General features: G+C 37.5%; 19 protein-coding genes and 1 tRNA gene. 6 read left to right on the top strand and 14 right to left on the bottom strand.

Annotated features, from left to right (window positions below):
* Nucleotides 1-3: 3 nt before the first annotated feature.
* Complete coding sequence (locus BC008_RS40535; RefSeq protein WP_027845226.1) at nt 4-270, bottom strand: HNH endonuclease; 267 nt, start codon at nt 268-270, stop codon at nt 4-6.
* A gap of 397 nt (nt 271-667) precedes the next feature.
* Here BC008_RS40535 and BC008_RS40540 point away from each other — a divergent pair, with 397 nt between their 5' ends.
* Nucleotides 668-1,165, top strand: coding sequence for a hypothetical protein (locus tag BC008_RS40540; RefSeq protein ID WP_027845225.1), 498 nt, complete (start codon nt 668-670; stop codon nt 1,163-1,165).
* Nucleotides 1,166-1,770: 605 nt separating this feature from the next.
* Here the strand turns inward: BC008_RS40540 and BC008_RS40545 are convergent.
* The 7 genes from BC008_RS40545 to BC008_RS40575 all read right to left on the bottom strand — a co-directional run bounded on the left by BC008_RS40545 (nt 1,771) and on the right by BC008_RS40575 (nt 8,573).
* Nucleotides 1,771-2,781: a metal ABC transporter solute-binding protein, Zn/Mn family gene (locus tag BC008_RS40545; RefSeq protein WP_027846626.1), complete on the bottom strand. Its 1,011-nt coding sequence runs from the start codon at nt 2,779-2,781 to the stop codon at nt 1,771-1,773.
* Nucleotides 2,782-3,329: 548 nt separating this feature from the next.
* Nucleotides 3,330-3,605, bottom strand: a complete 276-nt coding sequence (locus tag BC008_RS40550) for a hypothetical protein (RefSeq protein ID WP_058184609.1) — start codon at nt 3,603-3,605, stop codon at nt 3,330-3,332.
* Between the two features lie 360 nt (nt 3,606-3,965).
* On the bottom strand, nt 3,966-4,241 hold the full coding sequence (locus BC008_RS40555; RefSeq protein ID WP_058184611.1) for a hypothetical protein: 276 nt from the start codon (nt 4,239-4,241) through the stop codon (nt 3,966-3,968).
* Between the two features lie 119 nt (nt 4,242-4,360).
* Entirely contained in the window at nt 4,361-5,437 is a 1,077-nt protein-coding gene (locus tag BC008_RS40560; protein ID WP_027846624.1) for a WD40 repeat domain-containing protein, read from the bottom strand.
* 219 nt (nt 5,438-5,656) lie between these two features.
* On the bottom strand, nt 5,657-6,625 hold the full coding sequence (locus BC008_RS40565; RefSeq protein WP_027846470.1) for a CobW family GTP-binding protein: 969 nt from the start codon (nt 6,623-6,625) through the stop codon (nt 5,657-5,659).
* A 441-nt stretch (nt 6,626-7,066) separates the two neighbouring features.
* Entirely contained in the window at nt 7,067-7,960 is an 894-nt protein-coding gene (locus BC008_RS40570; protein ID WP_027846469.1) for an alpha/beta fold hydrolase, read from the bottom strand.
* 172 nt (nt 7,961-8,132) lie between these two features.
* Nucleotides 8,133-8,573, bottom strand: coding sequence for a SufE family protein (locus BC008_RS40575; protein WP_027846468.1), 441 nt, complete (start codon nt 8,571-8,573; stop codon nt 8,133-8,135).
* Nucleotides 8,574-8,966: 393 nt separating this feature from the next.
* Between BC008_RS40575 and BC008_RS40580 the strand changes: the two genes are divergently transcribed.
* The 4 genes from BC008_RS40580 to BC008_RS40590 all read left to right on the top strand — a co-directional run bounded on the left by BC008_RS40580 (nt 8,967) and on the right by BC008_RS40590 (nt 10,807).
* Entirely contained in the window at nt 8,967-9,437 is a 471-nt protein-coding gene (locus BC008_RS40580) for a hypothetical protein (protein ID WP_027846467.1), read from the top strand.
* A gap of 120 nt (nt 9,438-9,557) precedes the next feature.
* Complete coding sequence (locus BC008_RS50080) at nt 9,558-9,734, top strand: hypothetical protein (protein ID WP_161938219.1); 177 nt, start codon at nt 9,558-9,560, stop codon at nt 9,732-9,734.
* The gene (locus tag BC008_RS40585) at nt 9,706-9,966 is read left to right on the top strand and encodes a transposase (protein ID WP_058184612.1); all 261 of its coding nucleotides are present in this window, start codon (nt 9,706-9,708) and stop codon (nt 9,964-9,966) included. The genes BC008_RS50080 and BC008_RS40585 overlap by 29 nt, the downstream gene beginning before the upstream one ends.
* Nucleotides 9,967-10,171: 205 nt before the next feature.
* Nucleotides 10,172-10,807 (top strand): tetratricopeptide repeat protein, encoded by a 636-nt coding sequence (locus BC008_RS40590; protein ID WP_027846465.1) that lies wholly within the window; start codon nt 10,172-10,174, stop codon nt 10,805-10,807.
* On the opposite strand, the gene BC008_RS50945 is transcribed toward BC008_RS40590, so the two are convergent.
* The 4 genes from BC008_RS50945 to BC008_RS40605 form a co-directional block, all read right to left on the bottom strand.
* On the bottom strand, nt 10,804-10,968 hold the full coding sequence (locus tag BC008_RS50945; protein WP_201026227.1) for a hypothetical protein: 165 nt from the start codon (nt 10,966-10,968) through the stop codon (nt 10,804-10,806). The genes BC008_RS40590 and BC008_RS50945 overlap by 4 nt on opposite strands.
* 765 nt (nt 10,969-11,733) lie before the next feature.
* A complete protein-coding gene (gene mazG / locus BC008_RS40595; protein ID WP_027846890.1) occupies nt 11,734-12,555 on the bottom strand; it encodes a nucleoside triphosphate pyrophosphohydrolase in 822 nt (273 codons plus the stop codon).
* A gap of 130 nt (nt 12,556-12,685) precedes the next feature.
* Complete coding sequence (locus tag BC008_RS40600) at nt 12,686-13,876, bottom strand: RNA-guided endonuclease InsQ/TnpB family protein (protein ID WP_027846891.1); 1,191 nt, start codon at nt 13,874-13,876, stop codon at nt 12,686-12,688.
* Nucleotides 13,877-14,343: 467 nt separating this feature from the next.
* Nucleotides 14,344-15,024: a metal-binding protein gene (locus BC008_RS40605; RefSeq protein ID WP_072207816.1), complete on the bottom strand. Its 681-nt coding sequence runs from the start codon at nt 15,022-15,024 to the stop codon at nt 14,344-14,346.
* 239 nt (nt 15,025-15,263) lie between these two features.
* Here BC008_RS40605 and BC008_RS40610 point away from each other — a divergent pair.
* Nucleotides 15,264-15,336: transfer RNA gene (locus tag BC008_RS40610), tRNA-Val, on the top strand.
* A 244-nt stretch (nt 15,337-15,580) separates the two neighbouring features.
* Here the strand turns inward: BC008_RS40610 and BC008_RS40615 are convergent.
* Together BC008_RS40615 and BC008_RS40620 are read right to left on the bottom strand one after the other, a co-directional pair.
* On the bottom strand, nt 15,581-15,877 hold the full coding sequence (locus tag BC008_RS40615) for a hypothetical protein (protein ID WP_027847010.1): 297 nt from the start codon (nt 15,875-15,877) through the stop codon (nt 15,581-15,583).
* A gap of 223 nt (nt 15,878-16,100) precedes the next feature.
* On the bottom strand, nt 16,101-16,352 hold the full coding sequence (locus tag BC008_RS40620; RefSeq protein WP_058184614.1) for a calcium-binding protein: 252 nt from the start codon (nt 16,350-16,352) through the stop codon (nt 16,101-16,103).
* Nucleotides 16,353-17,003 lie beyond the last annotated feature (651 nt).

Raw genomic sequence — 17,003 nt, forward strand, 5'->3', positions numbered from 1 at the left:
TTCTTATGCTTTACGATGAACCTTAACTTTTCTGTTAGGGTCTTGTTTTTTCACCCATTTAATAAATTTTTGCATCTGAGCTTCATTGATTAATTTTTCTCTGGAATTAAGCTCTTGTGCTAAACGGGTATTGTCGAACAAAGTATGAATTTGTCGGTGACAAGCGGAACAAATATTAATCTTGGGACCGTGGTGACCTTTTTTTTGTCTGGGAATGAGATGGTGAATCGTTAGTTTTTCTACATCTCGTTCGCATAACTCGCAAGTCATGTAATTCACCTATTTCTTATTTTTAATTTTTGTAGCTATTACTTCTAGGTATTATTACTTTCTATTTTGATTGACGTATTGATTTTAGTTCCACGTGGTTATAAATTTGCCGTCATATAATCTCTCTAAAGTTAGAAAAAACAACTTATTAGAAGTATGACCTTTGCTAGAGTTAACTGCTTTGCTCTTATCTCTAAGCTTAAGTAGTAATCGTTATTTAATTTCAATACTTAGATTTAACATAACATGGAGTTTTGTTGATAAGCTTTAAGGCGAAAAATTTAAATTGTTAAATTTTGCTTGTTGATAAATCAAAGTAGTAGGGATTTTCCCCGAATTAAATAATAGATGACAACCTTTTAAAACCTAACTAGCCCTCTACAGGGGGAGAAATTGTATGAGTAAAATATTTTCTGTATTTAAACGCCTAGACTTACAGCGCTTTATGTTCGCCTGCCTTTTAGGAGTTATACTCTTTTTCAACACAGCTTGTAGTAATAAGCCTTCAATAGATGCTGCTGCAAGCGAAGGCTACAAGGGTATTCAACCGACTAGCAGATATGAACGTAAAACTCCAGACCTTAGATATGATGACCTTCAAGCTCCTGAAGGTGGTATGAACCGCTTCAGTGATGTGGATCCAAGACAGAATACATTAGATGAACAGGTAAAAACTAAGGCTTTAATTGACCGACATAAAAGGCTAGTTAGACAAGGTGGAGAGATAAACCCTGTTGAGAGTGCTGAGGAATTTTCTCGGGATGTAAATAAAAGTATTCAACGGGGAGCAGAGGACGCGAAAGATGCAGTTCAACAAACAGGTAACACTCTATTAAAGAAAGCGCAGAGGGCTGTTGAAGATACTACTGATGCAGTTCAGGATACTCTTCGATGAGGGTAGTAACCACTAGTCCTATGCACTTCTAATTAGGATAGAGTTCGCTGCAAAGCTTTACCAAGTGAGCGAACTCTAGGGTAATCTTTTCATTGGGTCCCATATCTCCTGGCATAATTTTTGTATTGGGTTTTATGGGTTCTAATTAAAGCGGAAACTGAATCAGAAATTTTCGAAATGCGATCGCTAGACGTAAGTAAGTCAGCACAAATAAACCCAATCATGTAACAAAATGTAAATAAGGCTGTATCCCTTGCGTTAGCGTAGCGTGTCCGATAGGACATATGATTCATTACACTTCGTTCCACTCGCAATGACATACCTTGATTTTTTCACGCCGACCTACTTAGCTAAATGTAATTACTGAAATCCAAACAGCATTAATTATATTTAGGAATGTGGATGAAATAAACTACAAAATGAGGGTGCTGTTAGCATTGCGTAACGCACCATTCCAAATTTAATAGTTACAGTTTATTAAATTTTCATTCCTTAGAATTTTAGATCAAACTACATCTTTTAGTAGGGCAATTTATAATTTAGCGGAAAAGTTTTTAGTTTGATTTATAGGTAAACTTAGAGCAAAAATTAACAAACATTTTTCTTTAATTTTTAGCCTGTGGTTCAAAAATTAGATAAGTACCGCCCAAAGCTTCTACAATTGTACGGGTATTAACAGTCATCATTCGTTGGTAACTGTCTACATCACCCCCAGATTTTTCCAGAGTATTAGTAAATAGGGGTCTTTGTGAAACCTTGATTTTTGCAGTTTTCGCTACAGACTTAGTTAATTTTAAATCGGTGTTTGTATCAGAGAAGATGACTTGAACTTTATCTTTTCTAATATTTTGGGCAAATTTTTCTATCCGCTGTTGTGAGATTTTTTGGTTGTTATCAATGCTAATTAGATGTCTTTTCAAAAGAAAATTATAAGCCCTAATGTAATAACTCATTGCATCGTGAGTTGTCACAAATTTACGTTTTCTATCGGGAATACTAGCTACTCTAGATTTAATCCACTGATCGATTTGTTTTAATTCGCTATTGATTCTTTTGGTATTACTAGCATAAAGCGATGCATTTTCAGGGCTGAGTTTTGCTAGATTATCATTAATAACTTTTACCATTTCAATGCCATTTTCGACATCATGCCAAACATAAGGGTCGGCTACGTTTTTGCCATTTAACTTTAATTTTCTCGGCTTGGGTACTGCAGCTTCTGCTACAGGAATTTTTGGTATAGAATTATTACTATTTTCAATTATTTCTATTAATTTAGATTCTAAATCATAACCATTAAAAAGAATCAATTGGGCTTGTTCTATGGCTTTACTATCTTCTGATTTAGGTTTGTAAACGTGAGGATTAACTTTCGGAGGAATCAAGCATTTAATTCGGATAGTATCTACAGCAATTTGTTTAGTTAGATCGCAAATAATATTTGTAGTTGCTAATACTTTGGGTAGATTTTTATCTGGTTTGCTCGAATCAACAGTGGTTGCAGAAGGTTTAGAATTCTCTTTTACTTGGTTTCGATTATTACATCCAAGTAACGCGACAGACAGGGTCATTAAAGTTATGCCGAAAGTTATATATGCTAAGCTTCTTCTTGACATGGATAGTTAATAAGTAGTGTGGCGCTACGCGCAAGTAAAAAGTAAAAATTCATTAGCCCCTAGCGTAAACGTACCGGTTTGCACGCGTCTAAAGACGAAAGCACACCTGGCTTGCGCCGACGCGCAGGCTCTAGCGTGTCCGTAGGACCTAAATACGTAGTGCTATAGCTGTTATAGATACAGCCGAATCTAGAAAATCAGAATTTAGGAATCAGAATATACTACACTTTTATGAGGGAGCAGGAATCAGAATTTTGAACTCAGGCTCGTAAGTTCCTACTACCTATTACTCATCAGGAAACTCTACAAATATGATACGTGTTTAAGCCCCGATAAGTGATATTTAAGTTACTACTTATGGATGATGTCAATATTATTTATGCAAAAACTGGAAAATATAGCTTTATATAGAAATTAATAAGTTTCCTATGCTTTTCATAGGAAACCTAAATAAATTAGTTCAAAATTAACCTCTCTAAACCAAAAATCAGTGGTTTATCAATTAGATTTAACTTTTGAATTTCGTCATCGAATAATAAATTTTACGGTTAAAAATTTCTGGGGGATGGTAGCTTACCTTGCAATTCTAATCCAGATTTAACACAAGCACTACAACCACAACCAAGATGTTCTCTGAGCGGATCGGATTGTTCTGAAATTTTAGGTGCTGTTAGTGCGAGGGTTTGTTGTTGGTGCAACGTGGGAGTTACATGTGCGGCTGTTGGTGTGGTTTTAGCTACAGACGCTTCCGCAGGATGAGCAAACAACAAGGTTAACGCAAGGGAAAAAGGGGATATGAGGAAAATTAGTTTAGCTAATTTCATGGTTAGTTTTTAAAAAGGGCTTGTTGATACAGCATAGCTAATTTTTATGGAGTTAGTCACGCCTAAGTTAGAGAAACAAAGGTAATACAGAGGAAGGACTAAAACAAAGAGAAATGACGTGGTTTATTTGTTATTTTGTTCCTATATTACAAATGAGCTGTTTGGAGTGTTGCTACCTTTAAACATTTTGTACGAGCTAGGGGTTTATATTTGAGTAAGCCAAAAAGCTAAGCTTCCTGGGAATCATTATTTTAAACCTACATTTTATGTTAAATATCAAAGATTTGAGCTAATTTTTCTAGCTAAAATTTCTATTTTACTAATTTGTTTTTGTTGTTTCAAATTTAGCAAATTGTGAATTTACTGCTCTAATTCTTCTTTTTGCTTTTCAGATTCCCTAAGACGTTTGCGTAACTCTTGATTCTCTATTTGATACCTGACTAAAAGTCTTTTAGATTGACGCAGAAAAAATCTCCAAAAATAAAACATACTTAACATTTGACCAAAAATGTAAGATTGTTTATCCACAAATTTCAAATCGCTACAGTTATCTTTTGATAAGGTCATACTGTGCAGAGATTTAGTTCTTTTGAGGCGTTCTAATTTTAAGTAGGTAATACTATTATTAGGATACATTCAGGGTTTATTATCTTTTATTATATGAATATTGAGGATATTCTAGCTAGCTTTTGATTTGTCCTAAATCAAGATTTTTACGGATATTTTGATATTAATATTTACCAGTAGTTCAGTTTTTATTGAGTTGTTTCTTTTTTCCAGACCCGTAATTCTCCCGTTTCCGTACCTGCAGCAATGTGCGTAGCTCCTGGGTGCCAAGCGATACATGAAAAGCCACTGGAAACACCTGTTAGTAATTGGGACACTTGCTGAGCTTCTTCCCATAAACATAACCAACCATCCGCACCCGCAGAAGCGAGGAGAAAACTTTGGGGTGCAAAACTAACGGTACGAACTATATCTATATGATTGGTTAATACTCTAGATTCCCAACCAGTGGACTCATCTGCTGATTTTTCCCAGACAATAATTCCATCCATGCTGACAGTTGCTAATATCGGTGCACCTGTTTTGGTTGTAGCTTCCGACCATGTCAATTCACGAACTTTTCCTGGAAAACCGCGCATTACCCAAGGATCGGGATCTTGACGAGATAATAATAATTTTGCTTCTACTACGGTCAAGGTATTACCCATATTGCAAGAAGCAATATATTTACCATCTGGAGACCAACCCATAGCAATTGTGGCAGATGGAATATCAAAAATATATGGTTCTTCTTTCGGATTTTGATAATCCCAAACCTTTATTCCCCGGTGACCTGAAGCTGCAATATATTTACCATCACATGACCAGTCAATACCTAATACTGAAGAGTTTGCAAAATTCAATTTTGCTAAAATTTGTCCTGTTTCGGGGTTCCATACCTGTAAATATCGTCCCAATCCAAAAGCCAAATGGTTATTAACTGGACTCCAGGATAAGCGATCAATCCATAAAGGAGCATTTTCTAAAGTTGCAATTAATTGATTATTTCGCCAAACCTTAACTCTTCCATCCTGTCCTCCAACCGCTAAAAATTGTCCGTCATGGGAAAATGCAAGACAATCTACGGATTCTCCATTTCCAATTTGTAAGTATTCAATCTGTAAGTGTTCCAGTTCTCGATCGCGCCATAATGAAACTTCGCCGTTGGAAGTCGTTACAGCTAAAGTTTCACCGTCCGGCGACCAAGCTAGATCGGTAATATAATCCGATAGGGTATCAGAAAAATGTGGTTTGAATTCTTGTGACTTTAGGGTGGAAGAGTTCATTTGGGTGGTGATTTGGGATTAGGGATTTGGAATTGGGAATTTACTACTTATTACTTATTACTTAGGAATGAGAATTTAATAACCTGTAATTCTGAAATCTGGAATGGTGCGTTACGCGATGCTAACAGCACCCTACTTTTTTAATTTATTTAATCCACATTCCTTATTACTTATTACTTATTACTTATTACTTATTACTCATTACTCATTACCCAATCCCTAAACCATACAAGCTTTGAAATTTTCTTGAAGGTTCGCTTCGTCCAAATTGCGTCCAATGAAAACTAGTTCACTTTGACGTTTTTCTCCTTCTTTCCATTGACGGTCTGGTTTACCGTCAAATATCATATGTACTCCTTGGAATACAAAGCGGTTATCTTCCCCAGCAATATTTAAAATTCCTTTCATCCGGAAGATATCTGGACCTTTAGTTTGTAATAAAGTTCCCAACCACTGATTTAATTTATCACCGTCCAATTCCCCTTCTTCGACTAAAGCTAAGGAATAAACGCTTTCATCATGTTCGTGAGCATCTTCTCCCAAAAATTCTGGATCGATTTCTAAAGCCCGATCCAAATCAAAGGCTTTAACTCCTAACAGTGCATCCATTTCTACCTCAGAATTACGGGTACGGTAGATTTTCGCCATCGCATTCATAGATCGGATTCGCTGTTCTAATTCTTCTAACTGCTCTGAAGTGACTAAATCGGTTTTGTTGAGCAAAATTACATCAGCAAAGGCGATTTGTTCTTGGGCTTCATCTGCATCCCAATGTTGCCAAATATGCTTAGTGTCCACTACGGTAACTACTGCGTCAAGTTCCAGTGTTTCCTTCATATCTTCATCAACAAAGAAGGTTTGAATTACTGGTGCGGGGTCAGCTAATCCGGTGGTTTCAATCACCAAATGATCGAATTTGTCGCGACGTTTCATCAAGTTACCAATGATACGAATTAAGTCGCCCCTGACTGTGCAACAAATACAGCCATTATTCATTTCAAATATTTCTTCATCGGCATCAATAACTAATTTATTATCAATACCAACTTCACCAAACTCATTTACGATCACTGCAACTTTTTTACCGTGCTCGTAAGTGAGAATGTGATTGAGAAGTGTGGTTTTACCTGCACCTAAATAACCAGTTAGCACGGTTACGGGTACTGTATTCATAGTTTCTAAAGTCATAGTTATTTTAATTAGGGATTGGGGATTAGTGACTGGCGACTGGCGATTGGGAATTAGAATAGGAAAATTATCTTATTCCATATTCGCCATATCGCGTATCTAAAAAACATAATCTTGAAAGTTTATAATAGCGCTTCTATAAAAAATGAAATCCACCAAAAGTTATTTATAAAAAGTTATTCGTTAAATCTAAAATTCCACCTTGAACTAAATTTCAACACGCTTTGTGTCGTCGCTACCCTGCGGGGTGGCTACGCCGGATGAGCAGTCAAAGTTCATAGAGCAAATACGTTAAAATGCACTGCAAACCCTTCATAGTCTGATTTATCAGACTTTTCTTATTAGCCTGGGAATTTATTCCAAGGCGGTAATTGAGTCAGAAGTGCAAGTTATTTAATATTATGATTCCTAACTCCTGACTGCTATCTTCTCCAATAAAACTCAACTCAAAAAAGGTGAAATCGCCTCAAATACTTCTCTTGGGTATTCTTCATGCATTCCTAAAGTACCTGCAAGTTTAATGGATTCTACTCCTGGTAATGCTGCTAAAGCATCCATTTCAGCCCGAGATGATGGCGGAGAAGATTCACCTATGATTACCATCAGAGGTATTGATATACTTTTCGCTAGATTGAGGAAATTATCTCGGTTTTCCACCGCATCAAGATTACCGGTCACAAAAGCTGCAGGAGCAAATCTACCTCCAGGTTGTTGAGTATTACGCCATTTATACTCAATAAAATCCGATGTCAGTTTAGTTGTATCAGTATAAACATGGCGGCGGTACATAAAACTTAAAAATCCAGGTGCGGTGTTAAGTTTATATAGGAATTGACCGAGGATTGGCGATCGCACCAAATTTTTCACTGCTCCTGCGACAGATTCACCCGCACCCATGGTAGGTAAGGGACCGCGCCAAGTTGGAGCAACTAAAACAATCCGGGAAAAAACATTTTGGTCTTTCTGGAGTTGCAATACGTAAGCAGCACTGTGACCTGCAGCAACAACTGCTACGGGAGTATCAAATACAGAACTGACAAAATCTTGTAAAAATTTTTGATATAAAGCCGGTTTGTAATCAACTGATGGGCGCTCGGAATCTCCAAAACCGGGAAAATCAACCGCTACTGTTTGAAAATGGGGAGATAATAACTTTGCAATATCCGCCATTTCCGAACGCATGGAAACAGTACTAAAAGCCGGAAGTAATAACACAGGGGAACCTTCACCCAAGCATTCATAAACGACTCGGATTTGTTGTTGTTCCCAGTTCCAGAGAAATTCTTTGACTACACCACCAATTTTGGTTGGGGTTGATGCGAGGTTGGTCATGATTGGGGATTGGGGATTAGCGACTAGGGATTGGGAAGAGTTAATTCGTAGAAACGCGACAAGGTAGGGGTTGATTTGTAGAGACGTGACGTGTCACGTCTTTACAGGAGCTTGACCATAAACCAACCCGTCATAGCTAATAAAATTTACTGTTGATAAATGCGACTTTTTAGAATCAATTATTATCTGTTGCTTGAGATTCTAAAGCTTTTTTCTGCATGGTTTTGAAAATATTATAAAAACCATTAGCGCGAGAAGGGGTCAAGCTCGCATTTAAACCTGTTTCTTTAATAAAATCGGGCGTTAATTGAACAATTTCATTTGCTGTGGATCCATTTAACCCCTCAATTAACAATCCAAGCAAACCCTTAGTTAATTGAGAATCGGAGTCGCCCTGATAAAATACCTTACCTTCATCTGAACTCGCCGTCACATACACCTGAGAAACACAACCAGGAACCTTATTTTCTGCAACTTTATCAGATTGGGGAAACTCAGATAGCCGTTGACCATAGTAGATTAATTGTTCGTAGCGTCGCTTATTGTCAGAAACGCGTTGAAAGCGTTTGACTATTTTAGCAAGTGCGGGTGGCAAGGAATCTGTTGTCGAGGACATATCAAAAGTGCAAACAATCTATCTCACCTTGAGTTTAGATGATCTTGGGGGGATTAGCGATAGCACTGCGTGCCGCCCGCCGCCTTGCGGTATATGGGGATTGGGGATTAGGGACTGGGGATTGGGAATTGATTTCGATAAATTCTTACTTTTGATTTATATCCTACGGACACGCTAGGCTAATGACTTTTAACTTTTGAATTTTTATTTGAATTTTTATTTTTGCGTACATTTCCGAAATTTTTTAACCTGACGGCGAAGTTAACATCAAATATCAAGTTTAATCTGCTTGATTCGCTAAATTATAAGTAATATTTTTCGTGGTTCACTGTGTCTGAAGCTAATGCAACTAATCACTACTTAAAAACCTAGACTATATAAGAATTTATAATTATGACGGAACCTGTAACGACTTTAACTGCAACTGCGATCGCAACTCTGGCTTTTACTAAGTTTATTGAGGGTGGAGCGGGTAAATTAGCACAGAAGTTTACTGAATCTGCTTGGGAAAAAATTGATAAACTCCGGGAAAAAATCTGGAATAAGTTACGGGGTAAGAAAAATGCAGAAGCTGCGATGACGGCGATAGAAAAAGGTTCTGGGGAGAATATCAGTCAAGAATTAAACCGTTTGGGGGTTTATTTACAGGATGTGATGGATGATGACCCCGAGTTTAAGGCTGAGTTAGAAGCGATCGCCCAGGAAATTAATGCTGGTAAATTACAAGATAATAGCCAGATGGTAATGAATATTGATGGTCAAAATAATACTGGCTATCAAACTAAGAATGAAGTTACTAATCAAGGTGGGACAAATTACACTGGTAACAATACCATCAACAATAATTATTACCAACAACCTTGACTAAAGTCGTCAGATTCGGCACCTGATAAAGTAAATGCAGTTAGTACTATCATCGATAATAACCTTCCCGATCTCACTAATTGGCAGGGAAGGGAAAATGAACTTGACCAATTACAGCAATTGGTCGATTCTGGTGAGAAAAAGCTAATTGGTGTTACTTCTACAGGTGGTTTTGGTAAATCAGCTTTAATCGGAAAGTTTTACTTAAGTTTAAAAGATTTTACACATAAAATTTGGACTAGTTTTAGTCAAGCTTATTCTTTTGCTGTTGAAAAGCATCAATCAATTCTTCAATAAAAAACTTGCTGCATCTCAGTCTAAAGAGGCTTGGAGACAAATCAAGGAACTGAATTACAAACGTGATAACAGAGTTAATAATTACTTGCACACAGCCAGTCGTAGAGTAATTAACTGGTGCTTAAAAAATGATATTTCAACTTTAATAATTGGTAATAATCAAGGTTGGAAGCAAAATATCAAAATAGGTAAACGTAATAATCAACAGTTTACAACAAAAAATTTCAGATGAAGAGAAGAAAACAGCCCATCAACAAGCAATTATCTATTACGAGCAACGCCGTAAACCACAGTTAGAATCGACAGATGAAATTGATGCAGTCACGGAATACCTGCAGATTTTCTATCATAACTGTGAAATTGGGCACTATTTACCAGCTTTTAACATAATTCAACAACAAACTAATCCTGAAGACCGCTACAGTAATTGTGATTCTGTGCTGCAATTTAAGGGTTATGGTGCCATACGTTTGGATATCTACGAACTCTTATTAAAACAATGGCGTCCAGAAACAGATGAAGAAGTCATACCTTTTATTGATACAGTTAAAACTTATGGCGATGTTTTACAATTACTTGACCAACGTGAGGAAGCATTAAACTATTATCAAGATGCTTTAGAATATTACCGCCAAATTGGGGCAAAGTTGGGTGAAGCAAATACCTTAAAAGCCATCGGCGATGTTTTACAATTCCTCGACCGACGTGAGGAAGCATTAAACCATTATCAAGATGCTTTAGAATATTACCGCCAAATTGGGGCAAAGTTGGGTGAAGCAAATATTTTGCAAGAATTTGGTAAATTAGAATCAAATCCACAGCGATCGCTCGAATATCTGCAACAAGCACACACCCTGTACCTTCAAATCAGTGATATCTATAGTCAAAGTCGTAACTTACAATTTATCGCTGATGTTCAACTAAACTTAGGGAGACAAGATGCAGCTATATCTTCCCTAGCTCAAGTTTCAAAACTTGCCAGCACAATATGTGATAAAGCTTTCCAAGAATACGCTGCAAATAAAATTGTAGAAATTCAAAATTCACAAATACCTGAAAATCTACCAAATTAATTTTTGGTCATTTGTACAAAACTTTTTCCGACAGGGTTGGGCGATCTATCGTTTGCTGTTTTTAGTTGGTTTGATTGTTGTGTTGTTGTTGCGGTAATGGGTAATGGGTAATTGGTAATTGGTAATTGGTAATTGGTAATTGGCTGGTATTTGCTTATCAAAGTCCCCGAGATATCGCTGATATCATGCTGCGCTATCTACGGATCCGCTAATAAGGGATTTAGGAGGCGGTAAAAATATCCTTTAACAGCAAGCTCGAATGCTATACCAATCAAAATCCACCCAGTCTATCAATCAAAATCCATCAATCAAAACTAGGTGGTTATTACCGAAAAAAGCAAATATCAGGCGATAAACCTATAGGATATCGCACACATGAGTAACTTTTGCTTTATTACGCTGTTTATTTAAGCCTAAAGTTGTATATCACGAAATAGTTTTAATGTGATACACTGATGGTGTTCATAGTTAAACCGCCCCGTTGTTCTCACAGCAGCGGGGCTTTATCTTGCGATTTTGAAAATTTAAACGCTCATAGGCGGAAAAACTTCAAAATATAGTACACAAGAATATTTATAAGTTATGAGCGATCAAAATCATAACTGTTTTTCGTTCGCTGCTAACTGTCGCGATGATTGTAAAATCCTTAAAATAAGAATATACTCATCGCTGACGATGCGTGTTTCTATTATGGTTTCACGTATCGTGCTGATTTTTAATATAGCATAATATAACTTCCATCAACAGTCATGGTATTCAAGATTCCTTTTCTATATGGCAATGACTGTTAGCAAAGCGTGTGCGGTCTAGCGGTTAGCGGAGCGTGACGTTAGTCAGAGGCTTTGCCGACGCCGCAGGCTAAGGGCGTACTGTAAGTATTGCGCATTAACTGTAGCCTGTAACGGCGTGGCGCAAGCCATAAACTGTTAACTGCTCAAAATAGCCTTTGCTTTTTGCCACAAAATTTCCAAGTCAGGCAAACTGTAATCAGACAGGGGGCGATCGGCGACAGACTCCATAATTTTGAGTCGGCGAATAAAACGCCGATTTGTACCTTGCAAAGCTTCACTAGGATCGAGATTTTTCCATCTTGCGATTTGCACAATCGTAAACAACAAATCTCCTAACTCAGCTTCCTGTCTTTCTGGAGTTTCTGAAGCTAAAGCTTGCTCAAACTCCTGTAATTCTTCGTGGAATTTTTCCCAAACCCCATCAATATCTTCCCACTCAAAACCTGCAGCAGCAGCCTTTCGGGAAATTTTCATTGTCGCCGTTAAAGGTGGAAGTTTGCGAGTGTAACCGCTAAGTTTTTCAGTCAATTGATTATTACTGGGTGTTTCACCTTTCTCCGCAGCTTTGATTTGCTCCCAGTTTTGATTTACCTCATCCGCATTTTGCACCGACACATCGCCAAAAACATGAGGATGACGACGAATTAACTTTTGAGAAATCCCTTCAACTACTTCCTTCAGAGAAAAATCCCCATACTCTTGAAAAATTTGGGCTTGTAAAACAACCTGCAACAGCAAGTCGCCTAATTCTTCAGCAATATGACTTTTATCTTCGCTTTTAATTGCATCTACCACCTCATAAGCCTCCTCAATCACATATTGAGTTAGGCTTTGGGGTGTTTGTACCAAATCCCAAGGACAACCCCCATCCGGATCTCGTAATTTTGCTACCACCTCAATTAACTCTTGCAGTGCTGTCAGAGTTTCAGCGTTCTTATTATTTTGTTCTGATTTCATAACTATAAAAGATAAAAAACTGCCATAAATTTTTTTCTAGTGTTTACGAATGATTTGATATCACATCACTGATTTTGCCTTAAGAGGTGACATACTCCCACACTGTAAACTAGTTTACAGTGTGGGCTTCTCAGCGACTCGTCTTTGACGACATTAACTGAGCTTTAAGAACGGGATGCCCCACCGCCCTATTTTTTATATTTATCGCTGCATTCAGGTCTCTGCACAAACTCGCATGACAAACTGGACAGTTATGCATTCTCTGAGATAACGACTTTTTGACTTTGTGACCACAACTAGAACATTCTTGGCTTGTCCCATTCGGCTTGACGGGAATTACTAGCAAACCAGCATTTGCGGCTTTGTTTTCTAGTATTTTGATAAATTGTCCCCATCCTGCATCATGGATACTTTTAGCAAGTCTAGTTTTAGCAAGTCCTTTTATATTCAACTTCTCAACCGCTATAACATCGTGTTTATCAAGCAGTGTCTTAGCGGTTTTAAAGTGAAAATCTTTCCGGGTATCAGCAACTTTTTTGTGCTGTCTACCCAGCTTTTTGATTGCTTTCTTGCGTCGATTAGAACCTTTCTTTCTGCGGGATACTCGTCTTTGAGCGCTCTTTAACTTACGCTCAGCTTTACGTAAATATTTAGGAGCTTTGATTCGTTCGGAATCAGAAGCAACCAAAAAATCAATTAATCCTACATCAATACCTGCTATTTTTTCAGGGTTAAAATCAGGTTTCATGGTCGGGATAGTTTTATCATCAAGACTTAAAGTTACATAATAACCGTCTGCTTTTTTGGTAACAGAAACTGTTTTGATAATAAAGCCATCTGGAAATGGTCGATGAACGATTACTTTTACTTCACCTATCTTGGAAAGCTGAATTTTATTATCAACAAACCAATGCATTTTGAATTGCGGATAAGTAAAAGTTTTATATTGTCCCGCACCTTTAAATCTAGGTCTACCAGATTTTTTACCATTACAATCTCCACCAAGCCACCTATCAAAAGCTAGCTCAACTCGTTTAGTCATGCCTTGCAGTACACCAGAATGGATGTCTTTGTACCAAGGTCTATCTTTTTTCAACTGAGTTAAGGAAGCTTTTTGATTGTAGTAATTTGGCTGGTCTTTTAGTTCTGGTAAATGACAAACAAGAGAACATCTATCAATTGAACATCTATTTTGCTCGTACCAATTAAACCGCTGAGCAAGCAAGTAATTATATTGATAGCGCAACATTTCAAGTGTTCTATCAATTTTTTCTTTTTGCTCTTTAGTTGGCTTTATTTTGTATTGGTAAGACGTTTTCATTGTTAAATTCCTCTTGCTTTCGACCTACAAAAAGACTAACATTAATGTGTTGCGATTGTGTTGTAACGATGCCAAAAATACCATTACATATCCGGATAAGTAAACGCAGAAAAAATAAGCTGCAATTATATGCAGCAATCAAAGAAAAAAGTATTACGTCTTTAATAGAAGACTGGATTGATTCGTTGCCCCAAGAAGAGATAGATAAAAACGGCGCTATCCTTTCGCGGCTATCAATCGATGATTGATTTACTTAAAGGATGCACCGTTTTTATCCGCCTTATATCCCACGCCTCCCTACGGGTAGGACGTGGGGCTTACGGCGTTAAAGCTAAGATTATTTAACTTCTGACTTCTGTTAGCAAAGCGGTGCGCTACCGCGCACAATTCTGACTCCTGACTCCTGCTCGCTGTAAGCGCGGTCTGTCCTGACTCCTGACTCCTGACTTACACGTAGCGCCGTACCATCATTTTTTAGAATTTTTATTGCTGATATTTTTATTGAGTGAAGATCTAGAAGATTTAGTTTTATTAATTGAAGATCTAGTGCGCTTTGGTTTTGGTTTTAACTTCCTCCGACGGGTAGTAGAACTGTTAGCTTTACGTTTCTTCATTTTCCCACGGGGCAGCAAACCACGAACACCCTGCTTGCGAAAACGTTTATATGCTGAATTTGTCCAGTCACTAACGGAATGACTCATCGCACCAAGTTCCATTCCTAGAAACAGCGACCAAAATTCGATCACATAAACAAGAAACGATTGCTGAACTTGACTACCTAGTTCTTCCCATGTAAATGCTATTAAACCAAGGAATTCAGCAACTACCAAACAGATTGCGATCGCAATTCCTAAGAGAGTACACAGGTAAAGTACCCTTAAAGTTGTGCCAATAATCGGTCCATGGGACAAAAACGAACGATGGCGCAAGCTTTTTTGATAGGGTAACCAAATAAAACGAAACCAACCCCAGCGCTTATACTGACAAGAATAAATATCCAAATCGGGACCAAACATAAGTCCCCCAAATAAAAATCCCCCCGCAACTAATAAAGTTAAGTTACCACTGCGAGTTTGCCACAGAGCAATCCCGGTAATAAAAGGCAAAGCCCAGATAGTAATGCGATCGTGCGTTTGACCTGAGGGCATTATAAATTGAGTTTTAAGTGATTTAGCAGAGTTTAGATAAGTTAGCAGACTGTTAATCGAAAGATTTTTTAAATCCCTGAATTCCTGTTATCTCAAAGACTTGAGCGTTTTTTAGTGCTCTGGTATCAAAAAAAATAAAAAAAATTTCAAAAATACTATAGCGTAATTCGTAGAATGTGCTATATTTATTTCTTGTGAGCGGCAAAACGCAAAGCACAGCAAACCGCAACACATATTAAGGACGATTAGCTCAGTTGGTAGAGCGCCTGCCTTACAAGCAGGATGTCACTGGTTCGAGTCCAGTATCGTCCATTTTTAAATTAAATAAGCATTGATAATTCAAAAACCCAGGGCGTGTTAGCGACAGCGTAATCAATTATTTGCAATATTTTGTGTTTATAAAATCTCCTCAACACACCCTAAAATATCATTGCCGAGTAAAAACGATCTGCGATCGCACAAGTATAAGTTTTCAGTACATATACTTACTCTAGATATTTACGTTAGACATTGGACGATCGCAAATATTACTCTAATTTCTAATTCCAATTTCTAATTAGACAAAAATAAATTGACTAGAGTCATCCAAATTTAAAGTATCCGGTGAAATATCGGTAATCAATCCAATCAACTCTGGGGTCGCACCATCATTGAAAAATATACCCGTTCCAAAGGGTAGTTCCCCTGGAGCGACACCAAGGGAGTAATCACTTGAAGAACCAAAAAGTTGAATTGTATCATTACCGTTACTTTCAAAATCGGTGATTAGCGCATAATCAGCAATTCCAGCACTTTTTGTATCACCGTCGTTATAGTAAACCGTTCCCGTCTCACCTGCACTTCTTCCTCCCAAAATAAAGGTATCCTTTCCTCCTTCACCAGAATCACCATTTAAAACATCAAACTGCTACATAAAATATAGACAAAACTGCCAGCCCTTATCAGTTATATGTTTTAGCCGATAAATTGTTGGTTGGGGCTGCCACGAGCGGGGGCTGTAGCATGAGTAATCTAATAGTACAAACTAACCCGACCCCGCTCGTGGCAAGGGCTGGCAGTTTTGTCCAGGTTTTTCCCTACTCTCCCCTTCCTGGAGTCAGAGAAGTAGTTGTCGTTCCTAACAAAGTATCATCTCCAGTACCGCCAAAAACCTCATCATCCCCCAAACCACCTAAAACTAAATCATCACCACCATCACCAAACACAGAATCATCACCACTATCCCCAATAACTTGGTCATTATCTCTCCCACCACGAATAAAATCATTCCCAGACTCACCCACAGCTATGTCTTCACCACTTCCTGCATACAGACAGACTATCTCCATCTTCACCACCCACTAACAAATCGTCACCAGAACGCACCCTTGCATTTAGCTGTTGCGTTCAGCGAGATAAAACTATTTTTTCTTTTTGGAATATTAATACCAAAGCAAAACCATCTGAGCGTATTTGTATAAGTCTTTATCAAATAAAAATTTTCTCGATAAAAAAATATACTTATGTATATATACTTGAAGTAACCTGAACTATAAATATTTGCTTGTTAATCCTATATAGTCGCGACAAAAAGTGGAAAATCAAAGAATTTTGAGCAAAATCAGTCACAAAACTAAAGCCCTCAGCAGCGCATGCTAAGGGCTTTAATTTTAAGTTGAAAAGCTAGTACAGAAAGCTAGCACAAAATCATTTAATTCCTTGTATAGCTATATACTTTTGTATAAATATCTATCTAAAGGAATATAGAATCATATGCATCGCTCCAAGTATGCTTGAAGTTTCAAGGATTAAATACTGCCAAGCCAACGGGGGAACGCTTTGAGGCTTGGCTTTTCTTAACTAAATTCCTCAAATTGTATCAAACATTGGCGCTTGTAGCAATCAATTATTCAATTTTTAATGTTAATTATTTACGTCGTAACAAAAATTAGTCAAATTATTTAGTTGAGAAAAAAGTCTTTTGGCAAAGTAAAAAATGA

Origin of the sequence: Mastigocoleus testarum BC008 (assembly GCF_001456025.1) — a bacterium.
GTDB classification, from domain to species: Bacteria; Cyanobacteriota; Cyanobacteriia; order Cyanobacteriales; family Nostocaceae; genus Mastigocoleus; species Mastigocoleus testarum.

What these genes read in the sequence shown, in the direction of transcription:
- BC008_RS40540 (WP_027845225.1), top strand. Translation starts at nt 668, where the DNA reads ATGAGTAAAATATTTTCTGTATTTAAACGCCTAGACTTACAGCGCTTT.
- mazG (WP_027846890.1), bottom strand. Translation starts at nt 12,555, where the DNA reads ATGAAATCAGAACAAAATAATAAGAACGCTGAAACTCTGACAGCACTG.
- BC008_RS40550 (WP_058184609.1), bottom strand. Translation starts at nt 3,605, where the DNA reads ATGAAATTAGCTAAACTAATTTTCCTCATATCCCCTTTTTCCCTTGCG.
- BC008_RS40600 (WP_027846891.1), bottom strand. Translation starts at nt 13,876, where the DNA reads ATGAAAACGTCTTACCAATACAAAATAAAGCCAACTAAAGAGCAAAAA.
- BC008_RS40560 (WP_027846624.1), bottom strand. Translation starts at nt 5,437, where the DNA reads ATGAACTCTTCCACCCTAAAGTCACAAGAATTCAAACCACATTTTTCT.
- BC008_RS40545 (WP_027846626.1), bottom strand. Translation starts at nt 2,781, where the DNA reads ATGTCAAGAAGAAGCTTAGCATATATAACTTTCGGCATAACTTTAATG.
- BC008_RS40535 (WP_027845226.1), bottom strand. Translation starts at nt 270, where the DNA reads ATGACTTGCGAGTTATGCGAACGAGATGTAGAAAAACTAACGATTCAC.
- BC008_RS40620 (WP_058184614.1), bottom strand. Translation starts at nt 16,352, where the DNA reads ATGGAGATAGTCTGTCTGTATGCAGGAAGTGGTGAAGACATAGCTGTG.
- BC008_RS40575 (WP_027846468.1), bottom strand. Translation starts at nt 8,573, where the DNA reads ATGTCCTCGACAACAGATTCCTTGCCACCCGCACTTGCTAAAATAGTC.
- BC008_RS40580 (WP_027846467.1), top strand. Translation starts at nt 8,967, where the DNA reads ATGACGGAACCTGTAACGACTTTAACTGCAACTGCGATCGCAACTCTG.
- BC008_RS40565 (WP_027846470.1), bottom strand. Translation starts at nt 6,625, where the DNA reads ATGACTTTAGAAACTATGAATACAGTACCCGTAACCGTGCTAACTGGT.
- BC008_RS40555 (WP_058184611.1), bottom strand. Translation starts at nt 4,241, where the DNA reads ATGTATCCTAATAATAGTATTACCTACTTAAAATTAGAACGCCTCAAA.
- BC008_RS40605 (WP_072207816.1), bottom strand. Translation starts at nt 15,024, where the DNA reads ATGCCCTCAGGTCAAACGCACGATCGCATTACTATCTGGGCTTTGCCT.